Below are 17836 nucleotides of genomic sequence, written 5' to 3' on the forward strand. Positions count from 1 at the left end.
AATTTATGACAACAACACAAGCATTATTAGATAGTTTATTGGCTCACAAGGCTTCTATCAACCTTGCAACAACCGAACAGAAGAATCAGGCCTTGTCGGCTATGGCAGACCAGTTGGTTGCTCAGACTGAGGAGATTTTAACAGGCAATGCCATCGATATGGAAAATGCCCAAGGCAAGATTAGCCAAGTCATGCAGGACCGTTTGCTTCTGACAGCTGAACGGATTGAAGCTATGGCAGACGGCATTCGGGCCTTGATTGGCTTGCCAGATCCTGTTGGGCTAGTCTTGGAAGAATCCACTAGGGCAGACGGCTTGAACATTCGCAAGAAATCTATTTCTTTTGGCTTGGTGGGAATGATTTACGAAAGCCGTCCCAATGTGACTTCAGACGCCGCTGCCCTTGCAATCAAGAGCGGAAACGCAGTCATTTTGCGTGGAGGCAAGGAAGCCTTTCATTCGGCTCAGGCCATTGTTACAGCCCTCAAGGCTGGTTTGGAAGAGGCTGGTCTTTCTCCAAAGGTCATTGAGTTGGTTCAAGACACCAGCCGGGCCTCTGCGACAGAGTTGATGACTGCCAAAGGTAAGATTGACCTCTTGGTGCCACGTGGCGGTGCAGGGCTTATTCAAGCCGTTGTAGAAAATGCGACTGTGCCTGTTATCGAAACAGGAACGGGCATCTGCCATGTCTATGTGGATAAGGATGCGGACTTGGATAAGGCCCTTCAGATTGTGGTCAATGCCAAAACCAGTCGACCTTCAGTCTGCAATTCAGCGGAAGTCTTGCTGGTTCACGAAGCTATTGCTGGTCACTTCCTACCACGCTTGGAAGAAGCTCTTTCTGGTCAGGTGGAATTACGTGCAGACAGTCAGGCTCAGGCTCTTCTCAACCAATCCACACCAGCAGGTGATCAAGATTTTGATACAGAATTTCTGGACTATGTTCTGGCTGTCAAAGTCGTTTCAAACGTAGAAGAGGCTATCAGCCACATCGCTCAACATTCGACAGGACACAGCGAGGCCATTGTGACGGAAAACAGCCAGACGGCAGAGCGTTTCACACTCTATGTGGATTCGGCGGCAGTCTATGTCAATGCCTCGACCCGTTTTACTGACGGCGGCGAGTTCGGTCTGGGCTGCGAGTTGGGCATTTCCACCCAGAAGATGCACGCCCGTGGTCCTATGGGCCTGCGTGAGATGACCACCTACAAGTACATCATCACAGGCGACGGCCACATTCGTTAGGAGGACAAGATGAAGATTGGTTTTATCGGACTGGGCAACATGGGAGCGGCCCTGGCCCAAGCGGTCAGCCAGCAGCCAGACACCCAGCTCCTCCTCAGCAACCACAACCCAGCAAAAGCCCAGGCTCTTCAAGAGCAGTTGGGCGGGCAGCTTTTGTCTAATGGTCAAATAGCAGAGCAGGCCGAGGTCATTTTCCTTGGTGTCAAGCCTCACCTGATTGAGTCCGTTTTGTCAACCTTACAGGACCAGATTAGCCAGAATTCGTCAGCTATCTGGATTTCCATGGCAGCGGGAGTGACCCTTGACAGCCTGGCAGAATTTGTGTCGACAGACAAAGTCATTCGTATCATGCCCAACACACCGGTTGCAATCGGCCAAGGCATGACAACCTATAGCTTGGTCAATCAAGAGCTCGCTCCGCTATTGGAACAAATCCTAGAAAAATCAGGCAAGGTTCAGCAAGTGCCAGAGAGTCTGATTGATGCAGCGACGGCTATCGCAGGCTGCGGACCAGCCTTTGTCTATCAGATGATTGAGGCCCTGACCGATGCTGGTGTGCAGAACGGGCTGACGGCTCAAGATGCTAAGGCCCTGGCGGCTCAGACCCTAGCTGGAACTGCTCAGATGGTCTTGAATAGCGACAAGCACCCAGCCCAGCTGAGACAGGAAGTGACTTCGCCAGGTGGATCAACCATCGCAGGCGTGGTGGCACTGGAAAAAGAAGGCTTCCGCTATGCCATCATCAAGGCAGTCGCCGCCGCCCTCAAAAAGACTAGAAAATTAGGCAAAAAATAGAAGACAGCAAAAAACGGGACTTTTAATCCCGTTTTGTTTTTTCCTTGATCCATTGACTGACGTTGGACAGGGCCTTGCTTTGCTCTGCCTTGCGTTTTTGTTCTTGGACAAATTCCGCAAAACTCTGTTTGACACCATCTATCTGAACCTTGTCCTGTAAGTCCTGCCATTTTTTCTTGAGATTGCTAGAAGTCCGTTCGTAGTAGGCTTCAAGAATTTCTTCCTTGGACTTGTAATTGCGGTAGAATGCGTTGCGTGACACACCAGCTTTTCGGACCAATTCAGATACTGAAATTTGCTTGAGCTCCTTTTTCTCTAGGAGAAATAGCAGAGCAGTTTCTATTGATTCCTTAGTCAGTTGATTCGCTTCTTTATTTGATTGATAGAGGTTTTTCAAAGATTGGGGTGAAATTTTACGACCTGCCATAGTTTTCCTTTTCCGAGTGTCACATCTGAAAGAAAATGCTTTCAGATAGGGTAGTTTAATGATATAATTGTAAGTAAATAGAGATTTATTGTCAAATAAAAAAGTAAAATTGGAAATGAGAATATTATGACAAAATGGAAAATTGTTGCAGATTCGGGCTGTGACTATCGTCAATTAGCTAATCTAGCTCCGGACACTGAATTTATTAGTGTGCCACTTACTATCCAAGTTGGAGAACAAGCATTTGTTGATGATGCAAGCTTAGATATTGATCACATGATGGAGGTGATGGAAGCATCTAAGTCTGCAGCGGGGTCGGCGTGCCCAAGTCCGCAGGCTTATCAGACAGCTTTTGAGGGAGCTGAGAACATTATCGTTGTGACGATTACAGGAGGGCTATCGGGTAGTTTTAATGCGGCACGTGTAGCTAGGGATATGTATATCGAAGAGCATCCGAATGTCAATATCCATTTGATAGATAGTTTGTCAGCCAGTGGGGAAATGGATTTACTTGTTGACGAAATCAATCGCTTAATTGGTGCAGGATTAGACTTTCCACAAGTAGTAGAAGCGATAACTCACTATCGGGAACACAGTAAGCTCCTCTTTGTTTTAGCGAAGGTTGATAATCTTGTTAAGAATGGAAGACTGAGCAAATTGGTAGGCACTGTCGTTGGTCTTCTCAATATCCGTATGGTTGGTGAGGCAAGTGCTGAAGGAAAATTAGAGTTGCTTCAAAAGGCGCGTGGTCATAAGAAATCTGTGACAGCAGCCTTTGAAGAAATGAAAAAAGCAGGTTATGATGGTGGTCGAATTGTCATGGCCCACCGCAACAATGCTAAGTTCTTCCAACAATTCTCAGAGTTGGTAAAAGCAAGTTTTCCAACGGCTGTTATTGACGAAGTTGCAACATCAGGTCTATGCAGTTTTTATGCTGAAGAAGGTGGACTTTTGATGGGCTATGAAGTGAAAGCGTGATTCACAGAGTAATACTCAATGAAAATCAAAAGTAGCCTAGGAAACGAAGTCGAAGATAGAACTCTGTTACTATCTTATTTCAAGGTAACAGGCTGAAAACCTCCACTGGAGCTTTTCACTCATCAAGGCTCTTGACAACGGATAATTTTGATTTTCGAAGAGTATAACAATTTTGGAATGTAGTTTCCACTATATAGAATAATCCCCCTCGTCTTTTAAGTTCGAGGGGGATTGTTTGTATGAGACTATTGGATTTCATTCATTCAAATATCTTACGAATTGCTCCAGTTTATCTGCAAAATCTTGTTCAAAGAAGATCTGTAAGAAATCAGCTTTCTGTCCGCTGAAATAATAACACTTTTCAAACATGTGTTGGATGCTAGGAGAAAGAATCCCCTTGCTTAGCTGAAAGGTCACGCTCCCTTTGGAAATTCGATACGGGATGTTCAAAGCGTATTTCTCTAAACAATCTTTTATTTTATTCCACTGAGCGTGATAAATATGATGAAGATGCTGTGTGTTCCGTGCAAACATACCGTTATCAATGTAGAGCGAGAGAGCTTTTTGCATGATAAGATTGGTATCGTAGTCGATTAGACTCTTATGTTTGATGAAGGTATCACGTAGCTGATTAGGAAGGCTGATTGCACCGATTCGGAGGGCAGGAAAGAGCGTCGGTGTAAAAGATTTTATGTAGATGACACGATTATCTGTATCAAGATAGTGTAAAGGTAGGCTATGACTAGAGTCGAAATCCGCCAAATAGTCATCCTCAATGATGTAGACATCGTATTGCTTTGCTAATTTTACGATGGTTGTTTTTGTTGCTATATCATAGTTTGAACCGAGAGGGTTGTGCAAGCGAGGAATTGTGTAGAAAAACTTGATTTTTCCAGTTTGGAAGATACTTTCCAATTCTTCTAGGTCAATTCCATCTAAATCCCGTTCAATTGTTTGATAGGGGATTCCTTGATGTCGAATGAGTTCTATCATTCGTGAATAGGTAGGGTTCTCTATCAAGATTTCCGTTTTTCCAGCCAAGGTTTCCATTTGTGTGAGAATATATAGAGCTTGTTGACTACCAGCTGTGATAACCAGCTGGTCTTTTTTTGTATAGACATGATAGTCCATTAATAAACTTTGAATGGAGGAAATCAATTCTGCCAATCCCTCTTGCTGGTGATAGTAGTTAAATAGGTAATTTTCCCGGCCAATAAGACTTTCGTTTAGACAAATCCGAAAATCTTCATAGGGCAATTCTTGAAAGTCTGCAGGATTGAGCTCTACAGTATGGTCTTGGAAATCTCTATCTTCTAAGATATAATAACCGCTTTTTTCGACAGCGTAGATCTTATTTTGGTACTTTAATTCCAACATAGCCTTTTGTACAGTGTCTTTGCTACAATGATATTGCTCGCTGAGTTGACGGATAGAAGGTAATTTCTCTCCACGTTTGAATTGATGTTCCTCTATTCCAGTCAAAATATCTTGGATGATAACTTGATATTTTTTCATCTAGGCCTCCTTTTTATAGACTATGTTACTAGCTAGTATATAGGAAAAATTGAAGAAAGACAACATCTGGATGGGGTTGAGTTTCAGGAATTAAGCTACTCTATGGTATAATTAAGTGATGAAAATAATTATACCTAATGCAAAAGAAGTAAATACAAATTTAGAGAATGCCTCGTTTTATCCCCTGTCTGATCGAAGCAAGCAGGTGCTGGATGCCATAAGTCAATTTGATGTAAAAAAGCTGGCTGCCTTTTATAAACTGAATGAAGCAAAGGCTGAGTTAGAAGCTGACCGTTGGTATCGAATCAGGACAGGTCAAGCAAAAACCTATCCAGCCTGGCAGTTATATGATGGTCTCATGTATCGTTATATGGATAGGCGAGGTATAGATTCGAAAGCAGAAAATTACCTACGTGACCACGTTCGTGTTGCGACAGCCTTATACGGATTGATTCATCCTTTTGAATTCATTTCACCTCACCGCTTAGATTTTCAAGGGAGCTTAAAGATAGGCAATCAGTCTTTGAAACAGTACTGGCGACCGTATTATGACCAAGAAGTTAGTGATGATGAACTGATTCTCTCATTGGCTTCGTCAGAATTTGAGCAGGTGTTTTCTCCACAGATTCAGAAAAGATTAGTTAAAATTCTTTTCATGGAAGAAAAAGCAGGTCAGCTAAAAGTTCACTCGACTATATCAAAAAAAGGTAGAGGAAGATTGCTGTCCTGGTTGGCTAAGAACAATATTCAGAAATTATCGGATATTCAAGATTTTAAGGTGGATGGCTTTGAATATTGTACTTCCGAATCAACGGCAAACCAACTTACCTTCATACGATCAATCAAAATGTGAAATTATGAAAAAGATAACGTTTTCCAGCACTAAGTAAGGATAGGAAAATATTAATTTCTATGATATAATGGGTGCGTTATAAGTAAAAGTCTAGGAAGGTTGTTTATGAAAAAGAGAAGCGGACGAAGTAAGTCGTCCAAGTTCAAATTGGTAAATTTTGCGCTTTTGGGACTTTATGCCATTACTCTATGTTTGTTCTTAGTGACCATGTATCGCTATAACATCCTAGATTTCCGGTATTTAAACTATATTGTGACGCTTTTGCTAGTAGGAGTGGCAGTATTGGCTGGATTATTGATGTGGCGTAAGAAAGCGCGCATATTTACAGCATTCTTACTTATTTTTTCACTAGTCATCACTTCCGTCGGAATCTATGGAATGCAAGAAGTTGTAAAATTTTCAACACGGCTAAATTCAAATTCGACATTTTCAGAATATGAAATGAGCATCCTTGTCCCAGCAAATAGTGAGATTACAGATGTTCGTCAGCTTACTAGTATTCTTGCTCCAGCCGAATACGACCAAGATAACATCACCGCTTTATTGGATGACATATCCAAAATGGAATCCACTCAACTAGCAACTAGCCCCGCAACCTCTTACCTGACAGCATATCAATCTATGATAAATGGCGAGAGTCAAGCGATGGTCTTCAACGGAGTTTTTACCAATATTTTAGAAAATGAAGACCCAGACTTTTCTTCAAAAGTAAAAAAAATATATAGTTTCAAAGTGACTCAGACTGTTGAAACAGCTACTGAGCAGGTGAGTGGAGATAGCTTTAATATCTATATTAGTGGTATAGATACTTACGGTCCAATTTCATCTGTTTCACGTTCAGATGTCAATATCATTATGACTGTCAATCGTGCGACACATAAGATTTTATTGACAACTACTCCACGAGATTCATACGTTGCTATTGCAGATGGTGGGCAAAATCAATACGACAAATTAACACATGCTGGGATTTATGGTGTTAACGCCTCAGTGCACACCTTAGAAAATCTTTATGGTATTGACATTAGTAACTATATCCGACTCAACTTTACTTCCTTCTTGCAGTTGATTGATTTGGTTGGTGGTATTGATGTTGAAAATACCCAAGAATTTACAAGCGGAGGGTATAATTTCCCTGTTGGGACAGTGCATCTAGACGCAGAGCAAGCGCTAATCTTTGTTCGTGAGCGGTATTCGTTGGCTAATGGTGATAATGACCGTGGTAAAAACCAAGAAAAAGTCATTGCAGCCCTCATCAAAAAATTGAGTTCACCAGAGAATTTACGCAATTATCAAGCTATTCTAACTGGTTTGGAAGGGTCTATCCAAACAGATTTGAGCTTAGAAACGATTATGGGCTTGGTAAATACCCAATTAGAATCAGGAACACAATTTACAGTAGAGTCACAAGCATTGACAGGAACAGGACGCTCAGATTTATCTTCTTATGCGATGCCTGGTTCACAACTTTATATGATGGAAATTAACCAAGATAGTCTGGAGCAAGCAAAGGCAGCGATTCAGTCAGTATTGGATGGAAATTAAAAAAATAGGAGAAAACATGAATAATCAAGAAATGAATACAATCGAAATTGATATTTTACTCTTACTGAAAACGATTTGGAGAAAGAAATTTCTTATTATCATCACAGCTCTTTTTGGAGCAGGGATTGCTTTTGTCTATAGTAGTTTTTTAGTAACCCCTCAATTTGACTCCACTACACGGATTTATGTAGTCAGTCAAAATGTTGAAGCCGGTGCGGGATTGACTAGCCAAGAGTTACAAGCGGGTACCTATTTGGTAAAAGACTATAAGGAAATTATCCTATCACAAGATGTATTGACACAAGTAGCAACGGAATTGAATCTGAAAGAGAGTTTGAAAGAAAAAATTTCAGTTTCTATTCCTGTTGATACTCGTATCGTTTCTATCTCCGTGCGTGATGCGGATCCAAATGAAGCGGCACGTATTGCAAATAGCCTTCGCACCTTTGCAGCGCAAAAGATTGTTGAGGTCACTAAAGTAAGCGATGTGACAACACTTGAAGAAGCAGTCCCAGCGGAAGAACCAACCACTCCGAATATAAAACGCAATATCTTGCTTGGTTTATTAGCTGGAGGTATCTTGGCAACGGGAATTATCTTGGCTATGGAAGTTTTGGATGACCGTGTCAAACGCCCTCAGGATATTGAAGAGGTAATGGGCTTGACCTTGCTTGGTGTAGTACCAGATTCGAAGAAATTGAAATAGGAGAACAATATGGCAACGTTAGAAATTGCGCGTACAAAAAGAGAGATAGTAAATAAAACCGAGGAGTATTTCAATGCCATCCGTACCAACATTCAGCTTAGCGGAGCGGATATTAAGGTTGTTGGCATTACCTCTGTTCAATCAAATGAAGGTAAGAGTACAACTGCGGTTAGTCTCGCTATTGCCTATGCTCGTTCAGGTTATAAGACCGTTTTGGTGGATGCAGATATCCGAAATTCAGTCATGCCTGGTTTCTTCAAGCCAATTACAAAGATTACAGGCTTGACGGATTACCTAGCAGGGACAACAGACTTGTCTCAAGGATTATGCGATACAGATATTCCAAACTTAACCGTCATTGAGTCAGGAAAGGTTTCTCCCAACCCTACTGCCCTTTTACAAAGTAAGAATTTTGAAAATCTACTTGCGACTCTTCGTCGCTATTATGATTATGTTATCGTTGACTGTCCACCATTAGGACTGGTAATTGATGCTGCAATTATTGCTCAGAAGTGTGATGCAATGGTTTTAGTAGCAGAGGCAGGACATGTTAAACGTTCAGCTGTGAAAAAAGTAAAGGAACAGTTGGAGCAAACAGGAACACAGTTTTTAGGCGTTATCTTGAACAAGTATGATATTGCAACTGAGAAATATGGTGATTATGGAAATTATGGTAATTACGGTAAAAAAGCTTGATTTTTATGATATGAGCTTTGATTAAGTAGGTGTTAGTATGATTGATGTTCATTCGCATATTATATTTGGTGTGGATGATGGTCCAAAGACAATTGAAGAGAGCCTGAGTTTGATAGGCGAAGCTTATCGTCAAGGTGTTCGCTATATCGTAGCGACATCTCATAGACGAAAAGGGATGTTTGAAACACCAGAAAAAGTTATCATGACTAACTTTCTTCAACTTAAAGCAGCAGTAGCAGAAGTTTATCCTGAAATACGATTGTGCTATGGTGCTGAATTGTATTATAGTAAAGATATCTTAAGCAAACTTGAAAAAAAGAAAGTACCAACGCTTAATGGCTCACGCTATATTCTCTTGGAGTTCAGTATGAATACTCCTTGGAAAGAGATTCAAGAAGCAGTGAACGAAGTGACGCTACTTGGGCTAACTCCTGTACTTGCCCATATAGAACGATATGATGCACTAGCGTTTCATGCAGAGAGAGTAGAAGAGCTAATTGACAAGGGATGCTACACTCAGGTAAATAGTAACCATGTGCTGAAGCCCGCTTTAATTGGCGATCGAGCAAAAGAATTTAAAAAACGCACTCGGTATTTTTTAGAGCAGGACTTAGTACATTGTGTTGCTAGCGATATGCATAATTTATCTAGTAGACCTCCGTTTATGAGGGAGGCTTATAAGTTAATAACAGAGGAATTTGGCAAAGATAAAGCGAAAGCGTTGCTGAAAAAGAATCCTCTTATGCTATTAAAAAACCAGGCGATTTAAACTGGTTACTCTAGATTGTGGAGAGAAAAATGAATTTAGGAACTGTTAACGATAAACTGTTAGAGCGCAACAGTAAACGATTGATACTCATGTGCATGGATACGTGTCTTCTTATAGTTTCCATGATTTTGAGCAGGCTGTTTTTGGATGTTATTATTGACATTCCAGATGAACGCTTTATTCTTGCAGTTTTATTTGTTTTAATATTCTACCTGATTATCTCAGTTAGACTAAAGGTTTTTTCGTTAATTACGAGGTATACTGGATATCAAAGTTATGTGAAAATAGGACTGAGTTTGATATCCGCTTATTCATTATTTTTAATCATTTCAATGATTCTATGGCAGACCTTTAGTTATCGTTTCATCTTAGTGTCCTTATTTTTGTCGTATGTAATGCTCATTACTCCGAGGATTGTTTGGAAAGTCTTACATGAGACGAGAAAAAATGCTATCCGTAAGAAGGTTAGCCCACTAAGAATCTTAGTAGTAGGTGCTGGAGATGGTGGGAATACTTTTATCAATACCGTCGAAGATAGAAAATTGGATTTTGAAATTGTCGGTATTGTTGATTGTGATCCAAATAAACTTGGAACATTTATCCGTACCGCTAAAGTTTTAGGAAACCGTAATGATATTCCACGATTGGTAGAGGAATTAGCTGTTGACCAAGTGACGATTGCCATCCCTTCTTTAAATGGTAAGGAGCGAGAGAAGATTGTTGAAATCTGTAACACTACAGGAGTGACCGTCAATAATATGCCGAGCATTGAAGACATTATGGCGGGGAACATGTCTGTCAGTGCCTTTCAGGAAATTGACGTAGCAGATCTTCTTGGTCGACCAGAGGTTGTTTTGGATCAGGATGAATTGAATCAGTTTTTCAAAGGGAAAACAATCCTTGTCACAGGAGCAGGTGGCTCTATCGGTTCAGAGTTATGTCGTCAAATTGCTAAGTTTATGCCTAAACGCTTGATGTTGCTTGGACATGGAGAAAATTCAATCTATCTCATTCATCGAGAGTTACTGGAAAAGTACCAAGGTAAGATTGAGTTGGTCCCTCTCATTGCAGATATTCAAGATAGAGAATTGATTTTTAGCATAATGGCTGATTATCAACCCGATGTTGTTTATCATGCTGCAGCACATAAGCATGTTCCTTTGATGGAATACAATCCACATGAAGCAGTGAAGAATAATATTTTTGGAACGAAGAATGTGGCTGAGGCGGCTAAAACTGCAAAGGTTGCCAAATTTGTTATGGTTTCAACAGATAAAGCTGTTAATCCACCAAATGTTATGGGAGCGACTAAACGTGTTGCAGAAATGATTGTAACAGGTTTAAACGAGCCAGGTCAGACTCAATTTGCTGCAGTCCGTTTTGGGAATGTTCTAGGTAGTCGTGGCAGTGTTGTGCCGCTATTCAAAGAGCAAATTAGAAAAGGTGGACCTGTTACGGTCACCGACTTTAGGATGACTCGTTATTTCATGACGATTCCTGAGGCAAGTCGTTTGGTTATACAAGCTGGACATTTGGCAAAAGGTGGAGAAATCTTTGTCTTGGATATGGGCGAGCCTGTACAAATTTTGGAATTGGCAAGAAAAGTTATTCTGCTGAGTGGTCATACTGAGGAAGAAATCGGGATTGTAGAATCTGGAATCAGACCAGGCGAGAAACTTTACGAGGAATTACTATCAACAGAAGAACGTGTCAGCGAACAGATTTATGAAAAAATATTTGTGGGTCGCGTTACAAATAAGCAATCGGACATTGTCAATTCATTTATCAATGGATTACTCCAAAAAGATAGAAATGAATTAAAAGATGTGTTGATTGAATTTGCAAAACAAGAATAAAGAAAGTAAAAGATATTTTTACTTTCCTAGAGTTTAAACGATGTTTAAATTCTAGGAAGGTTGAAAAACTTTCCAGAGGTAAGATATGTTAGGTCATAGGTTAGTAAGAGAAAAAGAAAACAGAATCAAAGGCGGTCTTTATCATAAGATTCAAATCGAGCTGGCTTTCAACTCAAACCATATAGAGGGGAGTCAACTGACGCATGACCAGACACGGTATATCTATGAGACCAATACGATTGGTTTTGAAGAAAATTCAACCATAAAGGTGGATGATATTATCGAAACGACCAATCATTTTACGGCTTTTGATTTTCTCTTAGATAGCTTTCAAGATGATTTGAATGAAACTTGGATAAAGGAGATTCATGCTATCTTGAAGAGAGGGACCTCTGATTCTCGGAAGTCATGGTTTCAAGTCGGAGACTATAAGTCGTACCCAAATGAAGTTGGCGGACGTGAAACTACTTTGCCAGAAAAAGTAGAATCCGATATGCAAGAATTGTTGAACAGCTATCACCGCTTGCCTGAGACTTCCTTTGAGGATATTCTTGACTTTCATGTTCGATTTGAACGCATCCATCCCTTCCAAGATGGTAACGGACGAGTTGGCAGGCTCATTATGTTCAAAGAATGTCTCAAACATGGACATGTCCCCTTTATCATCGGAGATGACATGAAGTATTTTTACTATCGTGGCTTAGCCGAGTGGGGAGAGCAGAATGGTTTCTTGCTGGATACTTGTCTAGCAGCACAAGATAGATTTAAACAGTATTTAGAGTATTTTAGGGTTGAGGATTAAGGAGATTGTATGTATCCAATTTTAAAGAGAGTTATTGACATGGTCTTTTCATGTCTTGCTATTGTAGTATTAAGTCCAGTGCTTTTGCTGATTGCAATTGCTATTAAACTGGATTCAAAAGGACCTGTTTTATTTAAACAAAAACGTGTTGGAAAAAATAAAACTCACTTCATGATTTATAAGTTTCGTTCGATGTATGTAGATGCACCAAGTGATATGCCAACTCATTTATTAAAAGATCCGAATGCTATGATTACTAAAGTAGGAGGCTTTCTTCGAAAAACGAGTTTAGATGAGCTTCCGCAACTATTTAACATTTTAAAAGGTGAAATGGCTATTGTCGGACCCAGACCAGCATTGTGGAATCAATATGACCTTATTGAAGAACGTGATAAGTACGGGGCAAATGATATCCGACCTGGATTAACTGGTTGGGCTCAAATTAATGGTCGTGATGAATTGGAAATCGATGAGAAGTCAAAATTGGATGGATATTATGTTCAAAATATGAGTCTAGGGTTGGATATTAAATGTTTCTTTGGAACTTTCCTTAGTGTTGCTAAGAGCGAAGGAGTAGTCGAAGGCGGAACGGGGCAAAGGGAGAAATAAGGTGAAAGAGGAGAAGAAGCATATTTTAGTTGTATGCCAATATTTTTATCCAGAACAATTTCGAATTAATGATATTAGTCTAAAATTGGTAGAGCGAGGATATAAAGTTACAGTATTGACTGGAATCCCTAATTACCCCTCAGGTTCCTATTATGACGGTTACCATTTTTTTTCAAAGGATGAGGAATATAATGGGGTTAAAATAATCAGACTTCCTTTGCTTCCGAGGGGAAAAAACAAACTCAGCATGATTTTAAATTATCTCAGTTTTGTTGTATCAGGGTATATTTGGGCCAAGTTAACACGTTTAAAAGCAGATGCAATATTTATTTATCAGTTATCTCCAGTAACTCAAGCACTCCCGGGTATTTGGTATGGAAACAAACATAAAATACCTAAAATACTTTACGTCATGGATTTATGGCCTGAAAGTATGGAAGTTGTTGGAGGAATTCGCAATAGACAGGTAATTCAATATATAAATAAAATTGTTGATTATATATATATAAATTCAGAAAATATCTTAACCTCTTCACGAAGTTTTATGAATAAAATTCAACAAAGAGGGATTGTTCAAGAAAAGTTAGTATTTTGGCCCCAATATGCAGAGGATTACTACTCACCAGTGAGAGTGCGCATAGAAAATGAAATAGTTTCTGGGAATAGTTTAAATATTACGTTCGCTGGAAATATAGGAGAAGCTCAGGGCTTAGGAATTTTACCAGAGGTTGCTATTGAGTTGAAGAATGCTGATGTGTCAGTTATGTTCAATATTATTGGAGAAGGTCGTTATAAGAGTACATTGATACAGGAAATTGAGCGTTTAGAAGTAGAAGAATATTTTAATTTTATCGGTCAAAGAAAACCAGAAGAAATTCCTTATTACTTTGCTAATAGCGATGCTTCGCTGATTATTCTTGCTCAAAATGAGCTATTTGATATGACTATACCGGCTAAGTTGCAATCGACTATGGCATGTGGTATTCCGATTATTGCTTCATTGAATGGAGAAGCAGCTCAGATTATCAAAGAATCCCAAGCTGGCTTAGTCAGTGAAGCTGGAGATGTTAGAGGGCTTATCGACAATATTGTAGAGTTTTCAAAACTTAATTCGGAAGTTAAGGAAAGTTTCGCAGAGAATGCACTAAACTATAGTGAAGCTCACTTTGATAGGGAATGTTTATTGGATGAGTTGGAGATATTTATAGCACGAGAATCGAATTCATGATTTAATTTTGAAAGCTACCAGATAATCAGTCTTAATCTAGTAGTAAAACAAGATAGGGAGTTTATATGACAATAATTGTTTACGCAGTGGCTTCACGTAGTGGAGGTGCGTTGAGTGTTTTAACGGATTTTTATGAGGAAGTTAGACTAAGTCAGGACAAATATCCAGATATAGAATGGATTTTTGTTTTAAGTGACCAAAAATTAGTGAGCATAGGAAATATTAAAATTGTAAACATTCCGTGGGTAACAAAATCATTTTTCCATAGATTGGTTGCTAATTTGACAACTGTAAAAAAATTATATCAAGATAATCAAGCTAGTGTGATTGTGTCTTTGCAAAATATGAAAGTCTTTGGCTTGGACAAACCTACAATAGTATCCTTACATAATGTTCTCCCTTTATATAAGTGTGGATTTCAAACCTTAGGAACACTAAAAGCTGTCATTAAACAGTTTTTTGTAAATCATGCAATTATTCGTTCTTTAAAAACTGCTAGGTCAGTATTAGTTCCGTCGCTTTGGATACAGGAAGAATTGGTGAGGCAGTTCGGGATTAAAAAATCTAACATCAAAGTCTGTAAAACCCCTATCAGTCTGAGTACAGTAGATTCTGTAAACAATTCGTTGGAAGAACCGATAACATTTTTTTACCCAGCTGCTTCCTATCCTTATAAAAACCACAAAGTTATAATAAAAGCTATAGCATTAATCGAACAAAAGAGTAGTCATCCATTCAAGGTTGTCTTTACTTTTGATCGCAATCAGAGTAAGAACGCTACTAATTTATGGTTGCAGGCGCAACCTTACTTAGATAAGATAGAGTTTTGTGGAGAACTCCCTAGAAATGAAGTACTTACTTTATACAGTAGTGGGATATTGCTCTTTCCATCAAAGATAGAGACAGATGCAATGCCCCTATTAGAAGGGATGCAGGCGCATGGAAAAATTATTGCAGCTAACTATCCATATGCCAAAGAAGCTTTAGACGGTTATGACAATATTCTCTTCTTTGAGGGAGACAGTCCCGTATCACTTGCAGAGAAGATGACAGAGATTATTAGTACAGGGGTCTTTCCGACAAATCTATCAAATAAGTTAGCTAATGTGGCTAAAACATGCAATAGCAGGATTGATACGATTATTGAATGTTTATCTGATATTTAATTATTTGTACTATATCAGAAAAAAATGTATAGTATTCAAGAAAGTCAAAATATGATTATATTTATCCAGATTTTTTTATCATTGGCGGCAATTGGTTTATGCAGTAGTCGCTTACTAACAAACGTTTTTAATAGAAATAAATATGTTAATTATGAAAACTTTTTTTTGATATTGCTCATAGTTGATGTTTTTTTACCAGCCTTTATTGGGGCTATTACTGGTATTTATCAAAAATTTCCATATTTCACTATTCAAAATGAAAGTTCCTACTTAATTGCAACAATTATTTTTATCATTGGCACTATGCTTTTTGCATTAGGATTCAAGTCAGCTGATTATATTTCTATTAAGCAGTTAAAACCAAATCCTAACCAAGAGTATGTTATTTCAGAAACTTTTCTATTGTTGTCGTTTCTTTTTGTAGTTGCCGTAATGGTCATAAACCTGCTCATTGAATTTATTTCTCTAGGAAGTTGGGATTTGTTTTATCAGTACAAGATTTCTAGAATTTATCTAGCAACTATTGAACACACAACTTTTTTTGCTAAAAGTATAGCACTAGCTTCAGAACTTACTCTTATTATTTTGTTCATAACTATGTCAGTTGGGCTTGTAAATAGCGAGAGACTAAAGCGTCCGTTTTTCTGGGGGATAGTAGTTCCTGTTCTTGCTTTTATATTGACTTTGACAACCATGTATCGTGGCACAATTCTGCAATATGGAATTGTACTCATATTATCGTTACAGTACAAGTATGATTGGCAGCTGGTTAAAAAATTACGGGGAAGAATTGTTCGAATAGGGCTCTTGTTTATTCTGGCATTTGTGGTGTATGGAGCTGTCAGAACCAGTTTGAATTATTCTTACTGGGGAGAGGAGAAATTAGGTTTTATTGATTCATTTGTTACAATGTTAACCAACACCATGGGGACGTCTTTAATTGCTTGTGCCCGTAGTGTGGAGTACCTAAATTCTGGTAATAGCCTGTTTTGGGGAGAAAGTATATTTCAAATGTTTTATTCTTTTATTCCTAAGTCAATATGGGCAGACAAACCTACTCAGTATGGAATCATTACGTTAACAACTGCGATGGACAGTCCAAACACGACGATGGATGCAATAACAATGCCAGGTGAGTTACTCTTGAATTTTGACTACTGGGGTCTACTTTTGTTGATTCCCATAGGCTTAGTATTTGGATTGCTCGAGCAAATGCGCTTGTCTAATCGTTTTAGATACTTATATATTGCTAGCTTGTCTGCACTCGTAACAACATCTATGTGGATGAGTTTTACTGGTTTTTTTGCACAAACCAAATATTTCTTCATCTACGCGATTGTGTTAGTGTTTATTTTCCGAAAGAAAAGATACCCAAGTTGAGAAAGGCATAATGTTAAATAAATTAAAGAATAATCGTAGGAATTTACAAGAGGTTTTAATAACAAGCTTAGGGCAGTTCTTATATCTTTTTCAAGGGCTAATTCAAAATAAGATTTTTGCTAGTTATTTTGAGACATCTGTTTTTGGACAATGGGCACTGCTATCATCAGCCTATGTATTTATTTCAATGTTACCATTTACAGCATTAGAACAGGGAATATATAAGGAAGCTATTCCTGCGAGGAAAAATGGTCAAGATAGGCAACTGTATTCGCTGATTGCACGAGTTTATTCTATATGTTTTAGCATATACACTCTAGTTTTGGTCTTTCTAAATATAATTCAAGGTGAAAGTTTCTTTGCGGATGGCTACCTATTTCTATTCCTTTTTTATGCATTTACAGAAATTTTCAAGAACACTTATCTTGTATTGGATAATGCATATCGCTATAGAAAACGCGTGTTACTTATCAGATTATTGGACTTGTTAAGTAGAATAATTCCGTACCTGTTACTATTTCAAATTGGTCTATTTTCCATCAAGGCAGTCTTAATTGTTCTATGTTTAAGTAATCTTCTAGTATTAGTTTTTCAAAGAAACTACATAAAAGAAATTCGTCTTTCTATAGATAAAATTGCTACTAAAAAGATATTTCAAAATATTGTTCAATTTTCAGCTCCATTGATGGTTTGGGCAATCTTTGGCTGGTTGCAAAATATGATTGGTAGGTGGTACCTAGATATGTTCTTAGATTTAGAAGCTGTTGCCGCCTACACAATATTAACATCACTATCTTATTTTGTGCCTAATATGGTTTATACAGTTTGTAATGCCTATATCATGCCACTTGTATTTTCACGGACTGAGAAACTTACCAGGAAGGAATTGGGGAAATATCTTGCGATTCTATCAGGATTTTTCGCTGTTTACTTTATTTCTATTGTACTCTTGGGACGATGGTTGATTATTTTGTTGGCAGATCCCAAATATCTGTCAATACTAGATTATTTACCAATCACTACTTTAAGTGCAATACTGTATGTGTTGGCCATGTCATCAACTATTGAAATCTATCGTCGAGGGGAGACCAGAAAACTCTTAGTATCATCCATTGTACCAGGAGCGGCAATGGCAACGATTGGTTTTGTGTTAATAAAGGAGTTTCAGTTCCAAGGTGTTGTTATAAACTATGTTATGGGACATATTATTTATACTGTGTTGACTATGATGGTTGTACTAAGAAATATTGACTAGAATCACGCGAGG

General features: G+C 38.6%; 17 protein-coding genes. 15 read left to right on the top strand and 2 right to left on the bottom strand.

Annotated features, from left to right (window positions below):
* The first annotated feature begins 5 nt into the window (after positions 1-5).
* Positions 6-1244, top strand: a complete 1239-nt coding sequence (locus tag PHA78_RS03280) for a glutamate-5-semialdehyde dehydrogenase (protein WP_272158446.1) — start codon at positions 6-8, stop codon at positions 1242-1244.
* Positions 1245-1253: 9 nt separating this feature from the next.
* Positions 1254-2039 carry a pyrroline-5-carboxylate reductase gene (proC, locus tag PHA78_RS03285; protein WP_272158447.1) on the top strand — a complete coding sequence of 262 codons (786 nt, stop codon included), beginning with the start codon at positions 1254-1256 and terminating at the stop codon, positions 2037-2039.
* A gap of 22 nt (positions 2040-2061) precedes the next feature.
* Here the strand turns inward: proC and PHA78_RS03290 are convergent, their stop codons facing one another.
* Entirely contained in the window at positions 2062-2466 is a 405-nt protein-coding gene (locus tag PHA78_RS03290) for a TetR/AcrR family transcriptional regulator (RefSeq protein WP_272158448.1), read from the bottom strand.
* 126 nt (positions 2467-2592) lie between these two features.
* Here PHA78_RS03290 and PHA78_RS03295 point away from each other — a divergent pair, with 126 nt between their 5' ends.
* Positions 2593-3444, top strand: coding sequence for a DegV family protein (locus PHA78_RS03295; RefSeq protein ID WP_099878378.1), 852 nt, complete (start codon positions 2593-2595; stop codon positions 3442-3444).
* Between the two features lie 255 nt (positions 3445-3699).
* Here the strand turns inward: PHA78_RS03295 and PHA78_RS03300 are convergent, their stop codons facing one another.
* Positions 3700-4959: an aminotransferase-like domain-containing protein gene (locus tag PHA78_RS03300; protein WP_272158449.1), complete on the bottom strand. Its 1260-nt coding sequence runs from the start codon at positions 4957-4959 to the stop codon at positions 3700-3702.
* A gap of 118 nt (positions 4960-5077) precedes the next feature.
* On the opposite strand from PHA78_RS03300, the gene yaaA reads away from it, so the two are divergent.
* The 12 genes from yaaA (at position 5078) to PHA78_RS03360 (ending at position 17824) form a co-directional block, all read left to right on the top strand.
* A complete protein-coding gene (yaaA, locus tag PHA78_RS03305; RefSeq protein ID WP_099878387.1) occupies positions 5078-5812 on the top strand; it encodes a peroxide stress protein YaaA in 735 nt (244 codons plus the stop codon).
* Between the two features lie 105 nt (positions 5813-5917).
* Positions 5918-7357 carry an LCP family glycopolymer transferase CpsA gene (gene cpsA / locus PHA78_RS03310; RefSeq protein ID WP_029176577.1) on the top strand — a complete coding sequence of 480 codons (1440 nt, stop codon included), beginning with the start codon at positions 5918-5920 and terminating at the stop codon, positions 7355-7357.
* 16 nt (positions 7358-7373) lie between these two features.
* Positions 7374-8063, top strand: a complete 690-nt coding sequence (locus PHA78_RS03315) for a Wzz/FepE/Etk N-terminal domain-containing protein (protein WP_024378209.1) — start codon at positions 7374-7376, stop codon at positions 8061-8063.
* A gap of 9 nt (positions 8064-8072) precedes the next feature.
* Positions 8073-8759: a tyrosine-protein kinase gene (locus PHA78_RS03320; RefSeq protein ID WP_272158450.1), complete on the top strand. Its 687-nt coding sequence runs from the start codon at positions 8073-8075 to the stop codon at positions 8757-8759.
* Between the two features lie 37 nt (positions 8760-8796).
* A complete protein-coding gene (cps4B, locus tag PHA78_RS03325; RefSeq protein ID WP_272158451.1) occupies positions 8797-9528 on the top strand; it encodes a capsular polysaccharide biosynthesis protein Cps4B in 732 nt (243 codons plus the stop codon).
* A gap of 29 nt (positions 9529-9557) precedes the next feature.
* Positions 9558-11384, top strand: coding sequence for a polysaccharide biosynthesis protein (locus PHA78_RS03330; protein ID WP_044755394.1), 1827 nt, complete (start codon positions 9558-9560; stop codon positions 11382-11384).
* An 85-nt stretch (positions 11385-11469) separates the two neighbouring features.
* Positions 11470-12186, top strand: coding sequence for a Fic family protein (locus PHA78_RS03335; RefSeq protein WP_249547919.1), 717 nt, complete (start codon positions 11470-11472; stop codon positions 12184-12186).
* A gap of 9 nt (positions 12187-12195) precedes the next feature.
* Positions 12196-12795, top strand: a complete 600-nt coding sequence (locus PHA78_RS03340) for a sugar transferase (RefSeq protein ID WP_249547920.1) — start codon at positions 12196-12198, stop codon at positions 12793-12795.
* Between the two features lies 1 nt (position 12796).
* Positions 12797-14023, top strand: a complete 1227-nt coding sequence (locus PHA78_RS03345) for a glycosyltransferase family 4 protein (RefSeq protein ID WP_044755397.1) — start codon at positions 12797-12799, stop codon at positions 14021-14023.
* Positions 14024-14088: 65 nt separating this feature from the next.
* On the top strand, positions 14089-15189 hold the full coding sequence (locus PHA78_RS03350) for a glycosyltransferase (protein ID WP_044755398.1): 1101 nt from the start codon (positions 14089-14091) through the stop codon (positions 15187-15189).
* A gap of 24 nt (positions 15190-15213) precedes the next feature.
* Positions 15214-16569 (top strand): O-antigen polymerase, encoded by a 1356-nt coding sequence (locus tag PHA78_RS03355; protein WP_272158452.1) that lies wholly within the window; start codon positions 15214-15216, stop codon positions 16567-16569.
* A 10-nt stretch (positions 16570-16579) separates the two neighbouring features.
* Positions 16580-17824, top strand: a complete 1245-nt coding sequence (locus PHA78_RS03360; RefSeq protein WP_105104888.1) for a lipopolysaccharide biosynthesis protein — start codon at positions 16580-16582, stop codon at positions 17822-17824.
* The last annotated feature ends 12 nt before the right edge of the window (positions 17825-17836 follow it).

Source organism: Streptococcus sp. HN38, from assembly GCF_028335765.1.
GTDB classification, from domain to species: domain Bacteria; phylum Bacillota; class Bacilli; order Lactobacillales; family Streptococcaceae; genus Streptococcus; species Streptococcus suis_P.

What these genes read in the sequence shown, in the direction of transcription:
- PHA78_RS03280 (WP_272158446.1), top strand. Translation starts at nt 6, where the DNA reads ATGACAACAACACAAGCATTATTAGATAGTTTATTGGCTCACAAGGCT.
- proC (WP_272158447.1), top strand. Translation starts at nt 1,254, where the DNA reads ATGAAGATTGGTTTTATCGGACTGGGCAACATGGGAGCGGCCCTGGCC.
- PHA78_RS03290 (WP_272158448.1), bottom strand. Translation starts at nt 2,466, where the DNA reads ATGGCAGGTCGTAAAATTTCACCCCAATCTTTGAAAAACCTCTATCAA.
- PHA78_RS03295 (WP_099878378.1), top strand. Translation starts at nt 2,593, where the DNA reads ATGACAAAATGGAAAATTGTTGCAGATTCGGGCTGTGACTATCGTCAA.
- PHA78_RS03300 (WP_272158449.1), bottom strand. Translation starts at nt 4,959, where the DNA reads ATGAAAAAATATCAAGTTATCATCCAAGATATTTTGACTGGAATAGAG.
- yaaA (WP_099878387.1), top strand. Translation starts at nt 5,078, where the DNA reads ATGAAAATAATTATACCTAATGCAAAAGAAGTAAATACAAATTTAGAG.
- cpsA (WP_029176577.1), top strand. Translation starts at nt 5,918, where the DNA reads ATGAAAAAGAGAAGCGGACGAAGTAAGTCGTCCAAGTTCAAATTGGTA.
- PHA78_RS03315 (WP_024378209.1), top strand. Translation starts at nt 7,374, where the DNA reads ATGAATAATCAAGAAATGAATACAATCGAAATTGATATTTTACTCTTA.
- PHA78_RS03320 (WP_272158450.1), top strand. Translation starts at nt 8,073, where the DNA reads ATGGCAACGTTAGAAATTGCGCGTACAAAAAGAGAGATAGTAAATAAA.
- cps4B (WP_272158451.1), top strand. Translation starts at nt 8,797, where the DNA reads ATGATTGATGTTCATTCGCATATTATATTTGGTGTGGATGATGGTCCA.
- PHA78_RS03330 (WP_044755394.1), top strand. Translation starts at nt 9,558, where the DNA reads ATGAATTTAGGAACTGTTAACGATAAACTGTTAGAGCGCAACAGTAAA.
- PHA78_RS03335 (WP_249547919.1), top strand. Translation starts at nt 11,470, where the DNA reads ATGTTAGGTCATAGGTTAGTAAGAGAAAAAGAAAACAGAATCAAAGGC.
- PHA78_RS03340 (WP_249547920.1), top strand. Translation starts at nt 12,196, where the DNA reads ATGTATCCAATTTTAAAGAGAGTTATTGACATGGTCTTTTCATGTCTT.
- PHA78_RS03350 (WP_044755398.1), top strand. Translation starts at nt 14,089, where the DNA reads ATGACAATAATTGTTTACGCAGTGGCTTCACGTAGTGGAGGTGCGTTG.
- PHA78_RS03355 (WP_272158452.1), top strand. Translation starts at nt 15,214, where the DNA reads ATGTATAGTATTCAAGAAAGTCAAAATATGATTATATTTATCCAGATT.
- PHA78_RS03360 (WP_105104888.1), top strand. Translation starts at nt 16,580, where the DNA reads ATGTTAAATAAATTAAAGAATAATCGTAGGAATTTACAAGAGGTTTTA.